Raw genomic sequence first — 21,643 nt, forward strand, 5'->3', positions numbered from 1 at the left:
CTTCCACCCCCCTCCTATCTATTAGAATGGGTGGACCCTTTATTATAGATTAATAGGGATTTTAAAAATGGAGGTTTTAGAATGTCTACTATCCAAGGAAAAGTTGTCATTATTACCGGGGCTTCAAGCGGAATCGGAGAAGAAACAGCTAAGCTGCTAAGCAGCAAAGGAGCTAAAGTGGTACTGGCAGCAAGACGTGAGGACAAATTAAAAGACCTTCAGCAATCCATTGAAAAAGAAGGTGGAGAAGCGATCTACAAAGTGACAGATGTTACTTCTATTGAAGAAGTAGATGCACTTGCCAGCTACGCGAATGATACGTACGGCAAAGTAGATGTACTTTTGAATAATGCTGGATTAATGCCATTATCCCTGTTAAACAAACGAAAAATTGACGAGTGGAATACAATGATTGATGTAAATATTAAAGGTGTACTAAACGGCATAGCGGCTGTGCTGCCTTATATGAGAGAAAAGAAAGAAGGCCATGTAATCAATATCTCTTCTGTCGCAGGACATGAGATTGCACCGGGAAGTTCGGTTTACAGTGCAACGAAGTTTGCGGTTCGTGCGATCACTGAGGGACTTCGACTTGAAGAATCAAAAGCAAGCAACATTCGAACAACGATTATCTCACCAGGAGCGGTTAGCACACCGCTAAAAGAAACCATTACAGATGAAGATGTAAAATCGTCCATCGACGAAGTTTACAGTGAGGCGATTAAGCCTGACAGCATTGCCCGCACCATCGCATTTGCCATTGAAGAACCAGCTGATGTCGCGATCAATGAAATTCTTGTACGCCCGACTGTGCAGGAATGGTAAAATAAAGAAAAAAGCCAGTTTCCCATCGTGGGTACTGGCTTTTTTTACTCCTTTTTACCAATTATTCCGTAAAAGAAAATATTCGTAATCTCTTCTGTAAGAGGCAGGATTTTCGCGTATACATCTTCCCGTTGAACATAATCCTTCAGCATTTGTACATAAAACATAATGGCTTCATCTGATAACCCCGGGTCTATATACCCTTGATCTTTTCCCTCCTGAAACAGCTTTGAAAAATAAGGAAGAGCTTTTTCGTTATATATCTTTTCGATATAATTCCCCTCTTTTGAATATTCCTGCATAAGATGCTGATAAAATTCCTGATTAATTTGTGCGGCTACTTCCTGTTTATTAAAAATGACTTGCTGGATTTTTTCAGGAAAAGGCGCCTCACTTACAATGATCACTTCAAATCTCTTAAATGACTGATCCACATAATAAATAAAGACATCGTGTATTAATGTGTGTTTGTTTTGAAAGTAATTATAAATCGTTACTTGCGATACCTTCGCCGTTTTTGCTATTTCTGCAATAGAGACTTTTTGAATTCCATAATCCATAAATAAACGGAGGGATGCTTCTAATATATTTTGTTTCTTTTGCTCTCTTCTTCGCTGAAAACCGTCCATTAAACTCACCTCTACTGTATATAATAATAAAATTTATGTAATAAAACAATTAATTTAGTTCATATTCTATTGTATAAACTACTTTTTATGTATATTATGAACTATATAAGCACATATATTTTATATCTTTTTTTAAAATACAATTTTTTAACTGAAAGGAGTGGTTTAGATGTCGGTACTTATACTAAATAATGTAACGAAAAATTTTGGAAAATTCACTGCATTAAACGGGGTGAATCTGGAGGTTAACAGCGGTGAAGTATATGGATTTATAGGTCCAAACGGTGCAGGAAAATCGACTGCGATCCGAATTTTGCTCGGGCTGATAAAAGCTACTTCCGGAGAGGCACAGATATTCGGCCGTAATGTCTGGAAGGATGCAGTCGAGATTCATCAAAAGGTGGCTTATGTTCCTGGTGATGTGAATTTATGGCCAAACTTAACAGGCGGCGAAGTCATCGATTTGTTTATGAAGATGCGGGGCGGATTGAATAAGAGCCGCAGGGATGAGCTTATTCAGCGATTTAATCTTGACCCTTCTAAAAAATGCCGGACATATTCCAAAGGGAACCGTCAAAAAATCGCATTGATTGCGGCATTCGCTTCTGAAGCAGATCTATATATATTGGATGAACCTACTTCCGGTCTTGACCCATTGATGGAAAAGATTTTTCAAGAGTGTGTCCTTGAAGCAAAAGCTGAAGGGAAGAGTATTCTTCTTTCCAGCCACATCCTTTCTGAGGTAGAAAAGCTCTGTGACAGGATTGCTATCATTCGTCAAGGCGTCATTATTGAGTCGGGGACCTTAAACGAATTGCGTCACTTAACACGCACTCATCTGCTGGTTAAAACCAAGCAGCCGCTGACAGATTTGGAACAATTAAATGGGGTTTATGACATGGAGAAAAAGGAACATGGTGTCCTTTCATTTCAGATTGACTCAGATGCACTAGATTCAGTAATCAGGCATATCAGTCAGTTTGAACTGATCAAATTGGAAAGCTCGCCTCCAACGTTGGAGGATTTGTTTATGAAGCATTACGAAGAAAAAGAAGATGCTTCAAGAACAGGAGCGGGAGGTGTCTCATAATGTGGAAACAGGAATTTCACCAGACAGGTAAGCTGATTCGGTTTATTTTAAAGCGGGATCGACTTCGATTACCGATATGGCTCGTTTCATTAGTGTTTCTTACAATGATTACAGCTTCATCTTTTACGGAGTTATACCACTCACAAGAAGAACGGCAGGCCATGGCAGAGACTATGCGAAACCCTGCCATGACGGCGATGGTGGGACCGGGATATGGACTTGACAATTACACTGTAGGAGCGATGATGTCACATCAAATGCTTTTGTTTTCTGCGGTGTTGGTCGCGATAATGAATATATTGCTTATCGTACGGCATACCCGGACAGATGAAGAAGAAGGACGAATTGAACTTATCCGTTCACTGCCAGTTGGGCGTGCTTCTACACTAACAGCATCTTTAGTCGTCTTACTAGCGGCAAATATACTGCTCGCACTTCTAATTGGAGTGGGCTTATATAGTATGCGCATAGAAAGTATGGATTTAAATGGCTCATTGTTGTACGGTGCAGCGCTCGGGGCAACAGGGATCTTCTTTTCTGCTGTTACTGCACTTTTTGCGCAATTATCTCAACACTCACGCGGTGCAGTTGGCTATTCTATGACCGTTTTAGGTCTATCGTATCTTCTGCGGGCGATTGGTGATGTCAGCAATGAGACGCTGTCCTGGTTCTCTCCGTTAGGATGGGCAACAGGAACAAAAGCTTATGTGGCAAACGATTGGGGGCCGGTAGTCCTTGCAGGCGTTATTTCCATTATTATTACTGCAGGCGTTTTATATCTAAACCGGCTGCGGGACCTGGGATCAGGATTCTTACCTTCTAACCCTGGCAAAAAGCATGCTTCGCTTCTTTTGCTCAGTCCCCTCGGACTTGCACTGCGTCTTCAGCGCACAAGTATTATTTCCTGGGCAATCGGCATGTACCTGTTAGGTGTGTCATATGGCTCGGTTCTGGGAGATTTAGAATCTTTTTTTGCAAGCAGTGACATAATGAATGACATGCTCCCTCCTGTTGAGGGCTTATCACTTACAGAACAATTTTTAACAATGATCATGGCGGTTATTTCGATGATTTGCACAGTTCCCGCCTTGCTATTCATGCTGAAAGTAAAAGGAGAAGAAAAACAAAGCCGGACAGAACACCTTTTATCAAGGGCTGTTTCAAGATGGAAGCTTCTCGGCAGTTATGCGTTACTTTCTTCTTTCTTTAGCTTTGTCATGATTCTTCTGGCGGTAACAGGTCTCTGGAGTGCTTCTGTTTCCACCATGGAGGACCCAATAGCCTTTCTTTCCCTTTTTAAAGGAGCTGTTGTGTATTTACCCGCGATCTGGGTTATGATCGGGACAGCGATTTTCTTAATCGGTTTAGTTCCTTCTCTCACAAGTCTTTCTCTGCTCTACCTGGGATACTCCTTTTTTATCGTTTATTTAGGCGGGATGATGCAGTTCCCTGAATGGCTAAGCAGCCTTTCACCTTTTGGCCATGTCCCTCAAATTCCGATGGAAGATTTTAACCTGACAGCGGTATTGCTGCTCCTTGGCGTTAGCGCTATCCTAACTGCAGCAGGATTTGCCGGTTACCGCAGGCGGGACATAACGGGGTGATATTTTTTTAAAAAAGCAAGACTGAAGGAACAACTGCCTGTACTATGTTTACTCTTTCACAATAAGGGAAGATTCTCGTATAAAGTAATTTTAGGAGGTTTTATAAAATGGGAAGACTTTCGAATAAAACAGCAGTTATCACCGGTGCTGCAACTGGAATCGGCCAGGCAACAGCAGAGGTGTTTGCAAATGAAGGCGCAGCCGTCATTTGTGCAGATATAAAAACAGAGGAACTTCAGTCGACAATTGAAAAAATCAAAAATAGCGGAGGACAGGCAGAGGCCTTTCACGTGGATGTTTCTAGCGAGGCGAGTGTAACAGAATTCGCTAACGAGATGAAGGAGAAGTACGGAACGATAGATGTTTTATTTAACAATGCCGGAGTAGATGAACAAGGCGGAAAAGTTCATGAATATCCTGTCGAATTATTTGACCGCATTATGGCTGTTGATTTGCGCGGAACGTTCTTGTGCAGCAAGTACCTCATTCCACTTATGCTGGAAAATGGCGGTTCCATTATCAATAATGGTTCAATGTCAGGCCACGCTGCTGATTTGGACCGTTCAGGATATAATGCGGCAAAAGGCGGTATTATCAACTTTACAAAAGGAATGGCCATTGATTATGCACGAGATGGCATCCGGGTAAACTCCCTTTCACCGGGCACCATTGAAACGCCGCTGATTGACGAACTCGTTGGCAGCAAGCAGGAGAAAATGGGGAAAGAATTCCGGGAAGCGAATAAATGGATTACGCCGATGGGCAGACTCGGACAGCCGAAAGAAATGGCGACAGTCGCTCTATTTTTGGCATCTGATGACAGCTCGTACGTAACCGGAGAAGATATTAAAGCAGATGGCGGCATAATGGCTTATACTTGGCCAGGAAAAATGCTGATCGAAGAAGATGAATGGAAAAAAGGAACAGAATAAACGCATTGATCTTACGAATTTCCATCTTTACAGGCACTCATTTTTGAGTGCCTGTTTTATTGTTCCTCTTGTATTTGTCCCAGAAATGATAATACTGAACCTACAGCTTGAATCCAGCTCCCGTATACACCGATTTGCTGGTAGTAAACTATTTCTGCTGCGGATGAGCTGCCAGAGTTTCTCAGCTCATAAACACCTGAGACCGCCTGCATGGAATTCCCGATTGCCTGCAGCAAGTTTCCAATGATCGCTTCAGTCTGTCCGGGAGCAGACCCATCCGACACTTCATCTGCCAAAGACACAAGCCCCCCCAATGCCTGGATCCAGTTTCCGGTTATCACAAGTTTGTTATTATTGGTTTCATCACTGACTTGAACCAGCCCTGCAATAACGGTGATATTTCCAGCTGCCTGAATTTCATTTCCCGTTTTTTCAAGCGAAGGCCCTTCCTGCCCATCTGCTTCAAGCGCATTACCGGTTGCTTGCAAAACATTCCCCCACAGGTTTAAATCATCTTGACTTTGATCAGGTATAGGGATAGAGGGTGTGCTGCCTACTGCTGAAATAATCGTGCCGATTGCTGCGATAGCGGCGCCAAAAACTTCTTTGAACTGATTATCCATACAGCCCCCCCTCTCTATTTAGTTAGTTTATTCAATTCTCGGAAAGAGAACACTTTCTGTTTCATTCAGCTAAATACATGGTGCTGATCTTATCTAATTTTTCTTCCAGATCATTTATTCTGACAAACCGGGCTTCTCTTAGCATTTCTTTCCCCTCTACAAATAAAAGAAGGACAGGTACGGTAAAAATAGAAAATCGTCCAGCCATTTCTTTAATCTGCTCCACATCTGCATGGTAAAAATGTATACGTGGAAATGCCGCCATAACTTCCTGGACTTTCGGCAACAAAGAATGACAAACACTGCAGTTCTCTTTTGATAAATACAAAAGCAGGATAGTATCGCGTTCTATTGCTGCTTCTGCTTCCTGCAAAGAAGTGAGTTCAATCGTTGGTCTCATTTTGTATCGCTCCGTTCTTAGTTTAATGATTGCTGCTGATTATAAAAGGTTTCAATAAGATAGGAATTACGTCTCCAGCGGCAAAGCATATAACATAAATACCACTTAGTCTTTTTCTTGAAAAACTAAAGCTCCTTTTCCTGGCCGGACTGGGGAAAATCTTAATTTATCCGGTAATCCATGATTATCCCAGTGCCCATTCATTGCATGAAATAATTAACCACTTTATACTAAATGTAATACCGTTTTTTAGGAGGTTAAATTCCTTGTCCATTCCATATAATTTATCATCTGATCATGCATCTTTAATCACTGCATCTAAAAGAATTTTTACGATTATCAGTGACCGGCTGAATGTGAACACAGTTTATGTAACAAAAAAAGGATCAGGTGCCATGACGGTTCTCAGCTCATATAATAAACAAGAAGAAATTATTTCGGAGGGCTACTCGATCACATACGATCAAACCTACTGCCGGCTGATTATTACCGATCCTAAAAGTGCCATGACAACCGAAAATTTAATGCGCAATGAAGTAACTAAAGAATTAGAGGTGACCCCTCAATTGAACGCGAAGGGCTTCTTAGGTGTTACACTGCGCAACTTGCAGGGCGAAGTATTCGGCACCCTTTGTGTAATAGATAAAGAAGAAAAAGATTTCAGTCAGTCGGATATAGACTATCTGCATGCTATGGCAGAGGTCTTGGCACACACGATCGAGTTAGATCAGACTACATATAATATGGGATTTTTAACGGTACCGATCATTCCGATTACGAAAGGCATTTCTATTTTGTCCATTCAAGGAATCATTGATGACAACCGCGCGCAGAAAATTTTGCAATCCGTATTAGAATACGGCAGCAGCCATCAAATTCACCATTTCATTATTGATTTATCCGGTCTCATTATATTGGACGGCATTTTCCCTAATGTTCTTATTAATCTTGTTAAATCCCTTCAATTGATGGGCATTCAAACCATTGTCACAGGGATTACACCGGATATTGCGAAATACGATATGGACAACGGCCAGGAGCTTTCGACACTTGAAACCGAAATCGTGGGTAATCTCGAAGCCGCTCTTGCATCAATTGGTTTTTACCTGATGGAAAAAGAAGAGTAATTGATAATCAGAATTTAAAAAAGCGGCAGTACATTCTTTTTGTAGAATGTACCGCCGCTTTTTTACTAGCAGAAAACCCTGAAGCTGGATCAGACTTTTGATTGCATCTGTGATTTATTTATTCTTCCTAGCAGCTGAAAAACACCAATCAGAATGAAAAGCAGCAAAATGGTCAAATACCAGGGAAGCTCTGTAATTACTTGTCCAAAGGCTGTATAAAAGACAGCCGGCATAATCAGCCCTAATAAAGAATAGTACACATACTCTTTAAACGATGCAGACATTTCGATCAAGTAAAGAGATAGAAGATGAAAATGAACAAAGGGCATGATTCGCAAAACCATCACCTGCGACACGGTTACTTTGCGATCTTTAAATACTTTATCCTTCAGCCTGGTCAGCCTTTTTTGAAAACGAGGAAATGTATGAACGAGCAGGTAAGAAATTAAGCTCATTAATGAAAGACCAATAAATGAGAGCAATGAGCCCTCTAAAAAACCAAATAATACGCCTCCAGCTATGCAGACAACGATCACAGGCAAAAAGAAAAATGGCCTTAAAACATGCAGCAAAACAAAAAGAACCGGCGCCATCCAACCTGCAGATTCAATGAAAACCTCAAGGGAATGATCAAATTGATCCATGTGACCCCTCCTGTCTGTATAGATTATTGTCCAGTGGTCACTTTAGACCTGTCCCCATTAACTCCACTGCCACCGTTTACCTTTTCTCATAACGTATCTGTTCAGCTGAATATCTTAGTAGGTAGAAAGTTTTCCAAAGACTTCAGTGAATGACAATAATGTAATTGAAAGAATTTTGAATCTTTTCAAGAACTTACCCGTACTACTACTATACCCCTTTTTTACGTTAGGAACATTCCCAATTTCAAATAAGGAGGAGTAAGTATGTATTCCATGGAAAAAGATTTATGGCTAAGAAAACTAGCTAGTATAATCCTTTTGGTGGCTTCGTGTCTTGTAATTGCAGGTTGTTCAGGAAGCGGGGCAGCTAACAGCAATGATCCTCCACAAACAGACGGGACAACGGATGAAAATTTAGAAGAAATACAGGCTGTCATTGAAAAAGAATTTACTGCACCAGATGAGAAGTTTAGAGAATTAAATGATGCAGCAATGGAAGCTCAACAGGCTGTTAAAGACCAGGATGAACAAGATAATTTTATGAAAACACCCGTGTATAAAGACCTTACCGACTACAGGGAAGATACCTATGCACTTCACTTTACTGAAGGCGGTTACGAGCGCTTCATAAATACAGGTCTTGCTTTTAATTATAGTAATTATGATGGCAATTTTAAAATGACCCCGTCCAATATAGAGATCCGTCAGAGCGAAAATCATCCTGCTCTGTATCATTTCACTTATCAAGTGAATGTTGAAAATGAAAAAGGGGAAACAAATCAATACAATTTTGAGGGAAAAGCGAATGTTCCAGAAGGTGGTAAAATAGCGGAAATCGAATTTGTAGATAAAGATGACCTGCAGCAAGAATTAAATGGTGGATAATCAGAACAGCTAACTCGAGGCTGGGACAGAACTAAGAAAGATGTTAAAATGATATTTTTTAAAATCGCAAATATGAGGGGAGCGGAAAGCGTCCCCCTGAAGCGCAGTAAACAAGTTAGAAGAGGTTGAGACATAGGTGTCTTAACCTCATTTTTGTCTTTCACCTTTAAAATAAGCACTTTTAAACTCTTAAAATAGTAAGTTTATAGAGTTACTTTTTCTTCTATTTATCTATATTACGTGATCCTTCACTTACTTAAATAAGTTGAGCGCATTATTAAATACATAAAGCATATTATGGTGTAAATAAAGGCCCTTCTTTAGTCTTACTATAGAATTCACCCTGCTCATGGAATAACCCATTAAATATAAAAGAATATAGATAAGGAAGTGCAAGGCAGACCGAGAGTAAGAGAATGTAATTTATTAACGCTATTTTAATGTGAACTAAATTGGTTTCGATCACCCAGAGCAGCAATATATAAAATCCGTTCTCAAGTCTTCAATTCTGTGAGACTGATCTAGTGCCGAGCAGTTAACGCTCATGCGCAGGTGTGAAGAATCTAGTAAAAGGGAAACAGTACCATAAGACACTAAACTACTTCATGGAATAAAAACATATCCTGGTATTCGTTCAGCAGTGTATCAAGTTCCTGGCTGCACTGTACAACATGGTCATTAGTAAAACCAAATTTGGCCGCTTTATTATACATATCAACTCTCTTTTGGTTTATTTGTTTTAGCAGTATATATTGTTGATATACATTTCGTGTCCTAGTCATTTCTACCACCTCCACTTAACTATTAAGTAATTCTATCGTCAAATAATTTTTTTAGATCAACATAAAAATGATTATAGGTTATTTATTTTACTAAACTTGTCGAACTGCGGCTTATTTTAAAAATTTCACAAATTTGTAACATTCACATGAGCATATATCATAAAAAAGAAGACTATACGCATATTTTAATAGAATTTCTATTACTTTTTTTCTTTTAAAAAATAATCTACTTACAGAATGGAGAGAAAGAGATGAAGAAAACGTGGATGATTTATGGAGCAAGCGGATATACAGGTGAATTAATTGCACGATTGGCTGTTGAAAATGGATATACACCCATCCTAGCGGGAAGGAGCAAGGAAAAATTCAATTCTCTAGCTCAAGAATTGAATCTCGAAACCAGCGTCTATTCACTTGATGACCCAAAAATGATTAAAGAGCATCTTGCCGGGATCGATCTTGTTCTACATTGTGCAGGTCCTTTTCGTTCCACCAGTTCGCCAATGATCGAAGGCTGCCTGCTGTCCAACACTCATTATCTAGACATTACGGGAGAAGTGGACGTTTTTGAACACACTCATGCTAAGAAACAAGCTGGACGCGCAGAAAAAGCTGGCGTGATTCTTTGCTCAGGGGTCGGTTTTGATGTGATTCCTACCGATTGTACTGCTTTGAAATTAAAGGAGTTAGTACCAGACGCGACACATCTTTCGCTTGGCTTTGATTCAGATTCGGGGATCTCTCCAGGTACGTTTAAAACCATGGTCCACGGCCTATCATCTGGAAGTCTGGAAAGGAAAAATACTGAAATCAATGCGTTTCCAATTGGAAAAAAGAAGCGCACGATTGATTTCGGGAGAGGCAAACGAACGGCCACAGCGATTCCTTGGGGTGACGTATCAACCGCTTTTCACACGACAGGAATTCCTAACATCTCCACATGGATTCCTATGCCTGCTTCAACGATACGTGCTGCCCGTTTTATGAGCTTCTTTGGTCCGGTTCTTGGCACCGCACCCATACAAAAAGCACTCCTGCACTTGGTGGACATAAAGGTAAGCGGACCGGATGAATCGTCTCGTGACACCTCTCCTGCCTATATTTGGGGTGAAGCAAGAAACGATGCCGGAGAGCAGTATACTGTCCGAATTCAAACCCCGAATGTCTACAGCCTGACAGCTGCGGGTGCATTAGAAGTCACCGTTCGGATCCTTGATCAAGCCAATCCATCGGGAGGCAGTTTCACACCCGCAGGCATGTTTGGTTCCAAGTTGATTGAAGAACTGCCGGGATGTGGCAGGTTTGAGGTGGAGCATGAGAAACTTTACTAAAATTCTTGCAGTTGATTAACTAATACGGAGAAAAAGCAAAAGAGAATCGCATCATTCGCGATTCTCCTTTATGCCCGTTAGTTTACTTCCACCGTCCAGTTAAAGACGTCTTCTACTTTTCCGGTCTGAATGCCTGTGATGGTATCATATAATTTCTGTGAAAGCTCACCAATTTGATGATTATTAATGACCATTTTTTTGCCGAGCCAGTTTAATTCACCTACTGGGGAAATAACGGCAGCTGTACCGGTGCCAAAAACTTCTTCTACTAACCCGTCCTCATAAGCCTGATACAGCTCGTCGATTGAAATTCTTCTTTCGACAAAGGGGATCTCCCACTCATTCAGCAACTCAATAATAGACATTCTTGTAATTCCTTTCAGAATGCTTCCATTTAATTCAGGCGTAACTACTTCTCCTTTTATCTTAAAAAAGATATTCATGCTGCCTACTTCTTCGATGTATTTTTTATGCACACCATCAAGCCACAGTACGTCAGCATTGCCTTTCTTCTTTGCACTTGCCTGAGCCTGGTAGCCTGAAGAATAATTTCCTGCTGTTTTTGCCATTCCCGTTCCGCCCTTGACCGCTCTTGTAAACTGATCTTCAACATTAATAACAACTGGTTCAATCCCGCCAGGAAAATACGACCCTACAGGAGAAAGAATAATCATCAGCGTATACGATTTGGATGGTCCTACCGCCAGATTTGGTTCAGTAGCAATAATAAATGGACGAATATAAAGCGACGTACCTGTCGTAGAAGGCACCCAGTCCTGTTCCAGTTGAATGAGAATTTGTAAATAGTCCAGTAACACATCTTCTTCAACCGGAGGGATACTGAGACGTTCACTCGATAAATTTAACCGCTGAACATTCTTTTCCGGGCGAAAAAGCAAGATTCGGTTATCCTCTGTTCGATACGCTTTCAGCCCTTCAAATACGGTTTGGCCGTAATGAAAAATCATAGCTGCCGGATCAAGAGTTAACGGTTCATAAGGACCAATTTTCGGCTCATGCCAACCTTTTTGTTCTTCCCAATGCATCGTAAACATATGATCAGTAAAAGTCGTCCCAAATGGTATCTGGTCCTTAGATGGCTTATTTTTTAATGCAGTACTTTTCACAATTTCCAGTTCTTTTGTTTTCATCTTCAGGACTCCTTCTCTTCAATCAAATTGGGTTTGCGTTATTTGAATCATTCTACACACTACCTCTTCTTTTTTAAAGGATTATTTTGAAAAAAACAGAAAATTTAAAATGACGTTGCCAGCAAATAAGTAAATTTTGTTAGAGAATCTTATGAAATCCTTTGTAGAATTTTCTTGGTCACTGCATTTTTCCGATGAAAAGAGGGTAATAAAAGGTAGATCAGATTGTGAAAGGAGAGTAATTATGGGATTTATACTTTATTTAATTGTTGGTGGACTTATCGGATGGCTGGCAGGACTGATCCTGGGTAAAGACGTACCAATGGGCTGTGTTGGAAATATCATCGCAGGTATTATCGGTTCGTGGATAGCAGGAGAGCTTCTGCCTGCATTTGGTCCTACTATCGCCGGAATCAATATTCTATCTGCACTGCTTGGTGCCATTATTTTTGTATTTCTATTAAGTATCATTTTAAAAGCAGCACGAAAAAAATAACAGCAGACGTTCGGGCCTTGTCCCGGACGTTTTTTTATGCGTTGGTTCAGCATTTTCCAAGATCTCTTTGGCTCTCTCATCAATCACTCCGGCCTGCCTGTACATGCGCCTCAATAAAAGGATCCCCAAGTCCATGCTTATTATAGAAGCAATACAAAATAAAACCCGTCACACAAGTATCCTGTGTAACGGGCTTTTGCTACTGATCTTTTTTTAACACTTCTATAAACTCTTTCAGTATCCTCGCAGTCAGACCCCAAATCACTTTTCCATCCACATGATAAAAATATTCATGGTACTGCCGTGTCTGCCATTTATATTCACGTCCATTAGCGATTAAATCGTAGGGAAAGCCTTCCTCCGGCTTGACTTCTACGTTTATGGGGTGATAGGAAGGAGAATTCGTTAAAAAGTATGACAGTGGCACAGTAAACACTTCCTCCACCTCAGCAGGATTCACTTTAACATCCGCCCCCTTTTTTAAAAAGCCGATAAAGGAGTGAACGGTCATGCCAAAGGGTGAAACCAGTGTTCCAAATGGTGAAACATCCGTTATTTCGGTATGGATCACCCCAAGCTCTTCTTCCGCCTCGCGAACAGCTGCTTCAAGCGCCCCGCTGTCTTCTTCATCCACACGTCCTCCAGGGAACATACTTCTCCCGGCTGCCGCCTCATGGATTGAGCACGAACTTCAAAGAGCAGATGGAGCTCCCCATCCTTCTCGGTAAACGGCAGCAGAATGGCATATTTGCGCATACTCTCTTCTCCAATTATTGTTGGTCGATGAGAATCCATTTTCTTCATTATTTTCTTTTGATCCATCCAATCCCCCCGCAGTGTTTTCTTTCACTATACCAAAAGCAGCGTATCTATTTTTGTTTGAACACTTCACCTTTCGCTTATGTGAATACCCGATTTCTGCCGGATTGTTTTGCCTTATATAAATTTTTGTCTGCTTCAACAGTGATCTGTTCTGGATGAATGACGGTGTCAGGATACGTAGCGATTCCGATTGAAACCGTGATTGATATAGGATCCCCTAAGGACAATTCAAAGAGATGACTTTCAACAGCAGACCTGATTGCTTCTGCCATTTCAACTGCACGCTGATTCGAGCAATCAAGTAGAATAACAGAAAATTCTTCCCCTCCATTTCTAGAAACAATATCAAAAGATCTTACGGTTTTCTTTAAGAGCCGGCCAAGCTCTTTTAAGACCTGATCCCCTGCTGGATGACCATAAGTATCATTAACGAACTTAAAAAAATCGATATCGATCATCAAGAGCGATAATTTTTCATTTTTCCGCTCTGCATTTACAACGAGCTTTGACCAACGATTCCAAAATTGGCGGGTGTTGTGAAGCCCCGTCAAAAAATCTGTCCCTGACTCCAATTCATATTTAGTCAATAAATAGTGAGATTTTATTATATATTTAACGAAAAACATGGTTGCAAAACCGCCTATACCTGATAATACCCAATAAAGAGGAATGATCAAATAAATAGATTGCAAATCTTGAATAATAATCATTAACACAACGGAAAACATGATGTTTGCATGGATCACCATCGCTGCTGTTCGCTTGTGAACGGATGAAGTAGACCTTACAATAAGGTAAAATCCTGCAAATATAAATAGAATAAAAAATAATGCGGCAAGAGAAGATAGGTTTATCCCGAAGATAAAACGGCCAAGTATGATTATGATACTGCTGATTACAGAAGGATAGACCCCTAAAAATAAGAAGGATAGCATAATGGGAATATAACGAAGGTCGATCAGCGTTTCGGTGTTCACTGGAATAGAGAAATACATGAGCACATTTCCCATCGCACCTGCGGCGATCCCGTCAAGCCATTTCCACTTTATTGAATATGTATTTTCTGCTTTACACTTCCATCTAATCTGTAAATAAGTGAAAAGCATCGTCATCAATATACAAAGGTTTACAAATAAATCTTCTATCAACTAAAACACCCCATACAAGATAGTTAAAGGCAAAATTGTCCTATTATTGACCGTTTTTAAATCCTCTCTTTATGTATCGTCATAGATAACTATAAATGAAAGAATCTTTATGATCTAAGAGAAAAAATACTCGACAGCCTCAACTATTGATGCCGTGTTAGAATGTAAAGACGTTGGCAAATGCCGGGTAAGCACATAGAAAACACATGAGGGTTGCTTCTATAAAAAAATTTATAAGAATAAACTTTTATAAAAAGCCAGAAATATTATGGTTACCTGCTATAATTTTGATGCTCTATTCGTACACTGATTTCATTTTCTGTTATATGATGATATAGGCAGAAGCATGCCGCAGTTCTCTCCCCGGTTCAGTTTAAAGAAAGGGTGCTCCAAATGGACCTCTACAAGCAATATGCAGATAGCATTGAGTTCACACAGCAATATGGCAAGACCGTCATAACAGCTCATCACACCGATTTGCTAATTAGTGGTGTTGGGAGAAGTGCAGCAGCTTTTCGTATTCGCGGCACCAATCTTGTGATAAAGGTATATTTTCCCGACTTTACATTCATCGCTGCTGAAGAAGCAGCAATCTACAGACTTTTAGCAGGAAGCCGCTATTATCCTTCGCTGCACGACTCCGGAGATCACTACCTAGTGATTGATTTTGTGGATGGGCGTACACTTTTCCAATGTTTAACTGAAGGAAAAAGAATTCAAGAAAAGAATATCGAGGAAGTCGACGCTGCCCTATCAGAAGCAAAAAAAGCAGGGCTTACCCCTTCAGATGTCCATTTACGAAACATTATTGTGACTCCAGATGGCTCCATTAAACTGATTGACCTTGCGAGATTTCGCCAGGTCAAGGAGCAGGACACACAATGGGAAAACTTAAAGGGTGCTTTCCCTCTATATAATCACCTTTTATTCCCCAAGCGTGTGCCTGAAACGATTTTAAATGGAGTAGCCTATTTATATAAAAAAAAGCCAGGTCTTTTTCATTTTTTTATACGCGGCTGAAACTGTTCCACGTGAAACAAAAAACTGCAGAAATGACTAAACCGGTGAAATCTCACTTTTCAAGAGAGATTTCATCGGTTTATTTAGTTCAATAGTAGTGAAAGGGAATTGCTCGTGTTAGATACATTTCCTTTATTCTTGTCCTACCCCATGATCAGGCCAAACCTTTCTACACACATCATCGCCTGATCAAATTCATCTTTTTCCCATATATACATGCGAAAGATATCAGCCACTGCGAGTTCACGCTCTCGTTCAGCCCTCTCATAGGCGTGTACGACCATCAGCAAATCTGTCATGCGCCGGGCAATTTTTCTGGCATGATACGTCTGATAATCCTCACTCAAAGGAGCAAGTGAATCAAGCATAAACTTTAATGCATTCATTTTTTTGCTTATTTCATCTAAAGCACGGGAGTCAGAAATAAAGGCAAGACGGCTATTCAGATCATCAAAAAACAACTGATCTGCACTGAATTTTTTTATCAGCCTCACCACTTCAAGTGCTAATATATTTTCCGTTCCCTCCCAAACTGTCAGAACCTGCGCATCCCGAAGCAGCCGCGGTGTTACAAAGTCCTCAATGTAGCCATTTCCTCCGTGAAGCTCGATGGCTTCATGGGAAAAGCTGATAGCTTCTTGCGCTGTTCTAGCTTTAATCAATGCAATGTATAAACGATTCAAGGCAATTTCATCTAAGGAGATTTCGACATCTCCTCCTGCTACACGATCAAACAGTTCAATCGATTCGAACATCATAGAAAGCTGCACCTCAAACCGGGTCTGGAGCTGAACAATCGTTTCCTGAACCATAGGAAAATCAATTAAGGGCTTGCCAAAGGATTCGCGATGACAAACGTAGTCATACCCTTCCTTTAAAGCCCGTTTCATCATGCCGACTGAGGCGGTTGTGTTGCATACCCGAGACAAATTTAAAGCTTCCATCATGTAATAAAAACCCCGGGAAGGCTCCCCTACTAAATAAGCCTCTGTTCCTTCAAATTCAATTTCACCAGATGGCACTGCGCGGACTCCCAGTTTATCTTTTAACCGGCGAACTGTAATGCCGTTAATTTTCCCGTCTTCTCTCCGCCAGGGTATGATAAATAAACTGAGTCCCTTTGTTCCTTCAGGGGCCCCTTCTATTCTTGCAAGCACTGCCGCAGCTCCTGCCTGACCAACATTCGAAGCAAAATACTTTTCGCCGTATAGACGATAGCCCCCTTCTTCCTTTACGGCCTTTACTAAATTGGCCCCTACATCTGAACCTCCCTGCCGCTCAGTTAAAAAGGTTGCTCCTTCGTATAGTTCAATTTCTCCTGTTGAAAGAACATGAGGTAAAAAGCGCGCCTTGAGGTCCTCATCTCCGAAGTGATCAAGTAAGTACGCAACGGCCATTGTCAATGTAACAGGACAATAAAAGCCTGTTTCAACCTGGGACAACAGATAGCCCTGCGCAAAACTGTAAAGATAATTCCCCTTTTCTCCAATAGCCGGTATTTCTTTATGTATGTAGCCCACTATACCTGTATTGTAGGTGGATTCAACGGTTTTCTTATAGCCCTCATTCACCCATACCATAGAGACTTCTTCTCCATATTTATTGTATCGTGTGAGCCTTGGCTGTCCTTCGCGGTCTGTGTATGCGGCTCTCTCGTCAAATTCGTTATAACATTGTTCATAAAACGTTTCCAGCTCTTTTTTTCCCCATTCATAAAGCGCCGGAGACAGCTTTTTTTGTAAAATAGCCAGCAATACTTTTTCCTGTTGTTCCAATTGAGACATGGTTACGCACCCCTTTTTGTTGTAAAACAGGTTTTCAATCAGCAGTCATTATTTTCCTCTTTCTATTTTATCATGCAGGAGGAATCACGAAAAGAAACTGTCACACTTAGCCACAATGCGGAATCGGCAATCATGGAGGGGGGAATTCCTGGAGTATCTTCTGGAAAGTATTTTCCCTTTGCTGTCTCCTATCAATGCGACAGTCGCCATCTTAACCGCTCTATACGCATGGAATGACTTTTTACTGCCGCTTGTGATTCTGACAGATCCGAGTGATGCAACGCTGCCATTGACGAAGTACATTTTCCAATCTGAGTTCAGTACAAATTACAATCTGGCCTTTGCTTCTTATTTGCTTGCTACGCTGCCGATGATCCTTGTTTTGATTATCGCCCAGCGCTGGATTATTGGAAATGTAACACGCAGAGCCGTTAAATAATTTTAAAAAGAGACTTTGCAGTGTGTCACAGTAAAAACTGACTGCTGTAGAGTCTCTTTTTTCTGTATGCAGAAAAAGATAGCTTATTGCAGTATTTCGTATCTCCTACTAATGAAATGCATAAAAAAGCGCACTCCCATCCTCCCCTGCCCACAAGCAGAGAAATAGGCGTTAGCGCTTGTTCTAATTGAGCTTATGCTCTTCTTTCAAAAGAGAGAACATATAAAGATCATCGAATTTCCCTTGAGTGTATTCATAATGTCTAAGCAAGCCCTCTCGCTTGAAGCCATGTTTTTCTACCAGCTTTTGTGAGGCTATATTTTCAGGTTCGATTAACGCCTGTATCCGCTCAAAACCTAATTGGTCAAAACCATATCCAAGAACGGCCTGCAATGCTTCACCCGCTACCCCTTTTCCCCAGTATTCTTTATGTACTTCAAATCCAATCTCTGCCCGTGAATGGGAATGTGCGATATTCAAAAAACCACAGCTGCCGATTACACGTCCCTCATTTTTTCTTGTAATTCCCCATCTGATCCCTGTGCCATCTTGAAAAATAGATTTATACCAATTAATTTCGTCCAGCGTATCCTCTACTTGTTTAGCTGGAGCCAATCCCATATGGTTAACTACATCTTCGTCAGAAAGGTACACAAACAAATCTTTTGCATCGTTCTTCGTAACTTCTCTTAACCGAAAATTATCTGTTTCAATATCAGGAAATTTTTTTGCTGCATCAGCCATATTTTTTCCTTTCCTCCCGCTTACGAGAGCGCAAAATCTTCAAGTCCCACTGCGCTATTCTCTTACTTCAATCGTGAACGTATTCTTCTTTCTTTTACTGCCTTCTATATGAAGCTTGACCTTTCCTGTCTCTTCAAATAAATAGGGAGATGAGCGATAGATTTCTTTAATACCGCGGTTTCTTTTGGCGGCAGCATAAGAATCGCTTTTAATTTCTTTAAACGCCGGCTCCCACACGACCTCTTTTCCAGATGGATAGGCAATTAAAACCTCGGACTGAGCTAACTGCATGGACTCCCAGGAGACGAGATGCACCTCAGTCTCTTCGTTCTTTCTAATTAATTCATTCGCATAATAGCCTTTATTTCCGATATCGCCAAATACTGTGTAGCTCTTTCCCTCCACCATAATATCGAGAAAAGGCGGCTGGTAGGTAACTTCGAAGTAAATGCCATATGAGAGGAAAGCAATCGCTGCAGCGGAAAGACCCAGCAGTAATTTCTTTAACCCACCTGGCTCAAAGCTGTTCATCATTTCAGAATAAGGAGCAAATTTCGCTGCCGCAGCAAGCGTTGTGATCATGCCAACTAACAATAGTCCTAAAAAGATATACAAAAAGTCTCCCCCTTTTCTATATCCCTTATTTTAACATATATGTTTATTCAAAATTGGATTTAATGGCCAATTTAATACCATTTATTGGTTTTTATTATCCTGAACCACCATTTTAAATGAGATTATTGGAAAGTTTCTAAAAAAAGTGGATCGGTTAGAACGTTGCTTCTGCCCATTTTTTAGTTAAGTACAGCTTTTCGAACTTTGCTGGGTGAACCGGCCTGGAGAACAAATAGCCCTGTCCTATTTTACAGTTATAGTCCACCAGGAGCTGTCGCTGGCTTTCCGTTTCAATTCCTTCTGCAACTACCATCAGGTTTAAATGCTGTCCTAAATCGATGATGGTTTTGACCATAGGGCGCTCATCAGCATATTCCATTTCATCGATAAAGGACTTGTCGATTTTAATCGTATCGACCGGCAGCTTCTGGAGAATATTCAGAGATGAGTAGCCTGTTCCAAAGTCATCAATAGATGTTTGAATACCAAGATTTTTTAGTGATTGAAGGATCTTTAGGCTTTGCTCAATATTTTGCATAATGCTTTCTGTAATTTCAAGCTCTATCAAAGACGGTTCCAGCTTCGTTTCCATTAAGATACTTTGAACTACGAGAAGAAAGTTCTCGTGTTGAAATTGAAGGACAGATACATTTACAGACAATTTTAGAGGCGAAAAACCTGCAACCTGCCACTTTTTATTTTGTATACAGGCCTCTCTTAGCACCCACTCTCCAATAGAGACTATTTGTCCGGTTTCTTCTGCTACAGGAATAAATTCTGCAGGCGAAATCCAGCCAAGATCCGGGTGATTCCATCTTAGTAACGCTTCAACCCCAGTGACTTCTCCCGTAATAAGATGAACCTTAGGCTGATAAACAAGTGATAGCTGATTCTCTGAAATGGCTCGTCTCAATTCATTTTCAATAGCCAGTTTTCTTGCGAGTGACTGATCGAGCTCGCAGTTATAAAACCGAAAGCCGTTTTTACCGTTTTCCTTTGCTACATACATCGCTGCATCAGCGGCCTTCAGAAGATCTTCAGCGTTACAGCCATTTTCGGGATAAAGGCTGATTCCGATGCTTGGTGTTAAATTAATCGTATAATCTTTAACGATAAAGGATTGCTGAAAAGTATCCAGTACTGCTTGAGCCAGGGCAGCACTGGTTTCCTCTGTTGCGTCCGGATAAATGATGACGAATTCATCCCCTCCAAGACGATAAACCTCTCCCGGCTGTTCAATCGTGTACTGAATACGCTTAGCGGTTTGCAGCAATATTTGATCTCCTGTATGGTGCCCCAGCGTATCATTCACCACTTTAAAACGATCAAGATCGATTAACAATATCGCAGGTGACTGCTCGCTGTTTCGAGTGAGCAGATCCTTCAGATTTTCCTGAAAGCTTACACGGTTTCTTAGGCCTGTTAAAGGATCGTGATAAGCCAAATACCGATACTCTATCATTAACTGGTTATTTTTGTTAATTATAATTAACTGCCGTCCGATTGTCATAACAAAGGTGATCCATAACCCTATAGTCAGGGCATTAAAATTCCAATCGTAGCTGTGCATGACAAGAGGGGCAAGAATGAGCATACTTGAATAAGGAAAGATAAACTCCTTTTCTTCAAAAGGATTTTTTATGTTGATCGCAGAGGCTGAAGCAGCGCCGTTTTTATAATAGCCTGCAATCCCAATAAATAGAGTGGCCACCACCCATAGAATATCAATCGGATGCCCTTCGTAATAGGCTCCTGAAGCTGCTAAATAAGCATACAGGGAATCTGCCGAAATTTGCAGAAAAAACCCGATAACAAGCAACAGCAGCAAATCCTTTTCCTCACTTTTTTTCATCAGATAATACAATGTGGTGATAAGAAAAATGATTCCTAAATTTAAAATAGGATAAACGATCATTATGATGGTGATTGACATGGAGTAATCTGCAAGTTGAAGAACAGGCGTAACTAAAAAATGGATACTAATAACTGAGGACGTAATCATGTAGACGATAATATTGAACATATAAGCTTGGGCTGAATAGGATGTGCTCATTTGCTTTGTTTTAATAAGTAATGCCGCCAAAAAGAAAGCATAGGAAACAATCCAAAGATAATCTGATACATTAATAATCAGTGTCTCTTTTCCGGTAATTTGATAGATAAACCAGATCGCATTTGAAACTGCATAAAAAAGCATTCCTGCATTCAACAGGAACCAAAAAGTTCTTGAGGCTTTCTGCGCCAGCCGATAAGCATGATTAAGCCAAATAAAGCTGACCAGTGAGGCGGATAGCTGAAGAAAGCTAGAAGCAGGAAACTTTTCTAACGCAAAGCTTCCCCCAACAAAAATCCCTATATGTATCACAAATATAAGTAAAGGCAGACGCCCAATCTTTAGCATTTAAATCCTCCTGCCTAATTAAAAACTGAACTGTTTTCAAAATTTTTAACAAACGATCTCATTTACGTGAGTTTATTTTCCTATATATTTTAATTAATTAGTTCTATTATACTCTTTTTATGAAATATGAGTAGAGATTATTTCCAACCCA

The 21,643-nt window shown here is 40.5% G+C and carries 21 protein-coding genes and 1 pseudogene; 10 read left to right on the forward strand and 12 right to left on the reverse strand.

Features of this window, described 5'->3' with window-relative positions:
• The first annotated feature begins 81 nt into the window (after window positions 1-81).
• Window positions 82-825, forward strand: coding sequence for an SDR family oxidoreductase (locus tag KR50_RS01770; RefSeq protein WP_041054043.1), 744 nt, complete (start codon window positions 82-84; stop codon window positions 823-825).
• Between the two features lie 44 nt (window positions 826-869).
• Here KR50_RS01770 and KR50_RS01775 read toward each other — a convergent pair whose 3' ends face one another.
• Window positions 870-1,454, reverse strand: a complete 585-nt coding sequence (locus KR50_RS01775) for a TetR/AcrR family transcriptional regulator (RefSeq protein WP_041054045.1) — start codon at window positions 1,452-1,454, stop codon at window positions 870-872.
• 169 nt (window positions 1,455-1,623) lie between these two features.
• Here KR50_RS01775 and KR50_RS01780 point away from each other — a divergent pair, with 169 nt between their 5' ends.
• The 3 genes from KR50_RS01780 (at window position 1,624) to KR50_RS01790 (ending at window position 5,080) form a co-directional block, all read left to right on the forward strand.
• Window positions 1,624-2,544, forward strand: coding sequence for an ABC transporter ATP-binding protein (locus tag KR50_RS01780; RefSeq protein WP_041054048.1), 921 nt, complete (start codon window positions 1,624-1,626; stop codon window positions 2,542-2,544).
• Window positions 2,544-4,148: an ABC transporter permease gene (locus KR50_RS01785; protein WP_041054052.1), complete on the forward strand. Its 1,605-nt coding sequence runs from the start codon at window positions 2,544-2,546 to the stop codon at window positions 4,146-4,148. The genes KR50_RS01780 and KR50_RS01785 overlap by 1 nt, the downstream gene beginning before the upstream one ends.
• A gap of 107 nt (window positions 4,149-4,255) precedes the next feature.
• Window positions 4,256-5,080, forward strand: a complete 825-nt coding sequence (locus tag KR50_RS01790; RefSeq protein WP_041054055.1) for an SDR family oxidoreductase — start codon at window positions 4,256-4,258, stop codon at window positions 5,078-5,080.
• 56 nt (window positions 5,081-5,136) lie between these two features.
• On the opposite strand, the gene KR50_RS01795 is transcribed toward KR50_RS01790, so the two are convergent.
• Both KR50_RS01795 and KR50_RS01800 read right to left on the reverse strand, forming a co-directional pair.
• Window positions 5,137-5,703 (reverse strand): DUF6944 family repetitive protein, encoded by a 567-nt coding sequence (locus KR50_RS01795; RefSeq protein WP_041054059.1) that lies wholly within the window; start codon window positions 5,701-5,703, stop codon window positions 5,137-5,139.
• Between the two features lie 61 nt (window positions 5,704-5,764).
• Window positions 5,765-6,103 carry a thioredoxin family protein gene (locus tag KR50_RS01800; RefSeq protein WP_041054062.1) on the reverse strand — a complete coding sequence of 113 codons (339 nt, stop codon included), beginning with the start codon at window positions 6,101-6,103 and terminating at the stop codon, window positions 5,765-5,767.
• A gap of 266 nt (window positions 6,104-6,369) precedes the next feature.
• On the opposite strand from KR50_RS01800, the gene KR50_RS01805 reads away from it, so the two are divergent.
• Window positions 6,370-7,230 (forward strand): STAS domain-containing protein, encoded by an 861-nt coding sequence (locus KR50_RS01805; protein WP_052476673.1) that lies wholly within the window; start codon window positions 6,370-6,372, stop codon window positions 7,228-7,230.
• Between the two features lie 89 nt (window positions 7,231-7,319).
• On the opposite strand, the gene KR50_RS01810 is transcribed toward KR50_RS01805, so the two are convergent.
• The gene (locus KR50_RS01810; RefSeq protein ID WP_041054065.1) at window positions 7,320-7,874 is read right to left on the reverse strand and encodes a TVP38/TMEM64 family protein; all 555 of its coding nucleotides are present in this window, start codon (window positions 7,872-7,874) and stop codon (window positions 7,320-7,322) included.
• A gap of 273 nt (window positions 7,875-8,147) precedes the next feature.
• Between KR50_RS01810 and KR50_RS01815 the strand changes: the two genes are divergently transcribed.
• Window positions 8,148-8,759, forward strand: a complete 612-nt coding sequence (locus tag KR50_RS01815; protein ID WP_156969434.1) for a hypothetical protein — start codon at window positions 8,148-8,150, stop codon at window positions 8,757-8,759.
• A gap of 593 nt (window positions 8,760-9,352) precedes the next feature.
• Here the strand turns inward: KR50_RS01815 and KR50_RS01820 are convergent.
• On the reverse strand, window positions 9,353-9,541 hold the full coding sequence (locus KR50_RS01820; RefSeq protein WP_041054071.1) for an aspartyl-phosphate phosphatase Spo0E family protein: 189 nt from the start codon (window positions 9,539-9,541) through the stop codon (window positions 9,353-9,355).
• A gap of 251 nt (window positions 9,542-9,792) precedes the next feature.
• Between KR50_RS01820 and KR50_RS01825 the strand changes: the two genes are divergently transcribed.
• A complete protein-coding gene (locus KR50_RS01825; RefSeq protein WP_041054075.1) occupies window positions 9,793-10,872 on the forward strand; it encodes a saccharopine dehydrogenase family protein in 1,080 nt (359 codons plus the stop codon).
• Between the two features lie 77 nt (window positions 10,873-10,949).
• On the opposite strand, the gene KR50_RS01830 is transcribed toward KR50_RS01825, so the two are convergent.
• Window positions 10,950-12,023 (reverse strand): branched-chain amino acid aminotransferase, encoded by a 1,074-nt coding sequence (locus KR50_RS01830; RefSeq protein ID WP_041054078.1) that lies wholly within the window; start codon window positions 12,021-12,023, stop codon window positions 10,950-10,952.
• A 244-nt stretch (window positions 12,024-12,267) separates the two neighbouring features.
• Between KR50_RS01830 and KR50_RS01835 the strand changes: the two genes are divergently transcribed.
• Window positions 12,268-12,519 (forward strand): GlsB/YeaQ/YmgE family stress response membrane protein, encoded by a 252-nt coding sequence (locus tag KR50_RS01835; protein ID WP_041054081.1) that lies wholly within the window; start codon window positions 12,268-12,270, stop codon window positions 12,517-12,519.
• A gap of 199 nt (window positions 12,520-12,718) precedes the next feature.
• On the opposite strand, the gene KR50_RS01840 is transcribed toward KR50_RS01835, so the two are convergent.
• Window positions 12,719-13,153, reverse strand: a complete 435-nt coding sequence (locus tag KR50_RS01840) for an NUDIX hydrolase (protein WP_232304225.1) — start codon at window positions 13,151-13,153, stop codon at window positions 12,719-12,721.
• A gap of 265 nt (window positions 13,154-13,418) precedes the next feature.
• Window positions 13,419-14,489 carry a diguanylate cyclase gene (locus tag KR50_RS01845; RefSeq protein ID WP_041054084.1) on the reverse strand — a complete coding sequence of 357 codons (1,071 nt, stop codon included), beginning with the start codon at window positions 14,487-14,489 and terminating at the stop codon, window positions 13,419-13,421.
• 393 nt (window positions 14,490-14,882) lie between these two features.
• On the opposite strand from KR50_RS01845, the gene KR50_RS01850 reads away from it, so the two are divergent.
• A complete protein-coding gene (locus KR50_RS01850; protein WP_041054087.1) occupies window positions 14,883-15,509 on the forward strand; it encodes a serine/threonine protein kinase in 627 nt (208 codons plus the stop codon).
• 143 nt (window positions 15,510-15,652) lie between these two features.
• On the opposite strand, the gene KR50_RS01855 is transcribed toward KR50_RS01850, so the two are convergent.
• Window positions 15,653-17,293, reverse strand: coding sequence for an acyl-CoA dehydrogenase family protein (locus KR50_RS01855; RefSeq protein WP_041054088.1), 1,641 nt, complete (start codon window positions 17,291-17,293; stop codon window positions 15,653-15,655).
• 149 nt (window positions 17,294-17,442) lie between these two features.
• Between KR50_RS01855 and KR50_RS01860 the strand changes: the two are divergent.
• Window positions 17,443-17,732 (forward strand): annotated as a pseudogene (locus KR50_RS01860) (ABC transporter permease subunit); the annotation flags it as partial.
• Window positions 17,733-17,915: 183 nt separating this feature from the next.
• On the opposite strand, the gene KR50_RS01865 reads toward KR50_RS01860, so the two are convergent.
• The 3 genes from KR50_RS01865 to KR50_RS01875 form a co-directional block, all read right to left on the reverse strand.
• Entirely contained in the window at window positions 17,916-18,476 is a 561-nt protein-coding gene (locus KR50_RS01865; RefSeq protein WP_041054092.1) for a GNAT family N-acetyltransferase, read from the reverse strand.
• A 54-nt stretch (window positions 18,477-18,530) separates the two neighbouring features.
• A complete protein-coding gene (locus tag KR50_RS01870; RefSeq protein ID WP_041054095.1) occupies window positions 18,531-19,091 on the reverse strand; it encodes a hypothetical protein in 561 nt (186 codons plus the stop codon).
• Window positions 19,092-19,245: 154 nt separating this feature from the next.
• Window positions 19,246-21,492: a putative bifunctional diguanylate cyclase/phosphodiesterase gene (locus tag KR50_RS01875; protein WP_084215454.1), complete on the reverse strand. Its 2,247-nt coding sequence runs from the start codon at window positions 21,490-21,492 to the stop codon at window positions 19,246-19,248.
• Window positions 21,493-21,643 lie beyond the last annotated feature (151 nt).

Origin of the sequence: Jeotgalibacillus campisalis, from assembly GCF_000829515.1 — a bacterium.
Lineage (GTDB): Bacteria > Bacillota > Bacilli > Bacillales > Jeotgalibacillaceae > Jeotgalibacillus > Jeotgalibacillus campisalis.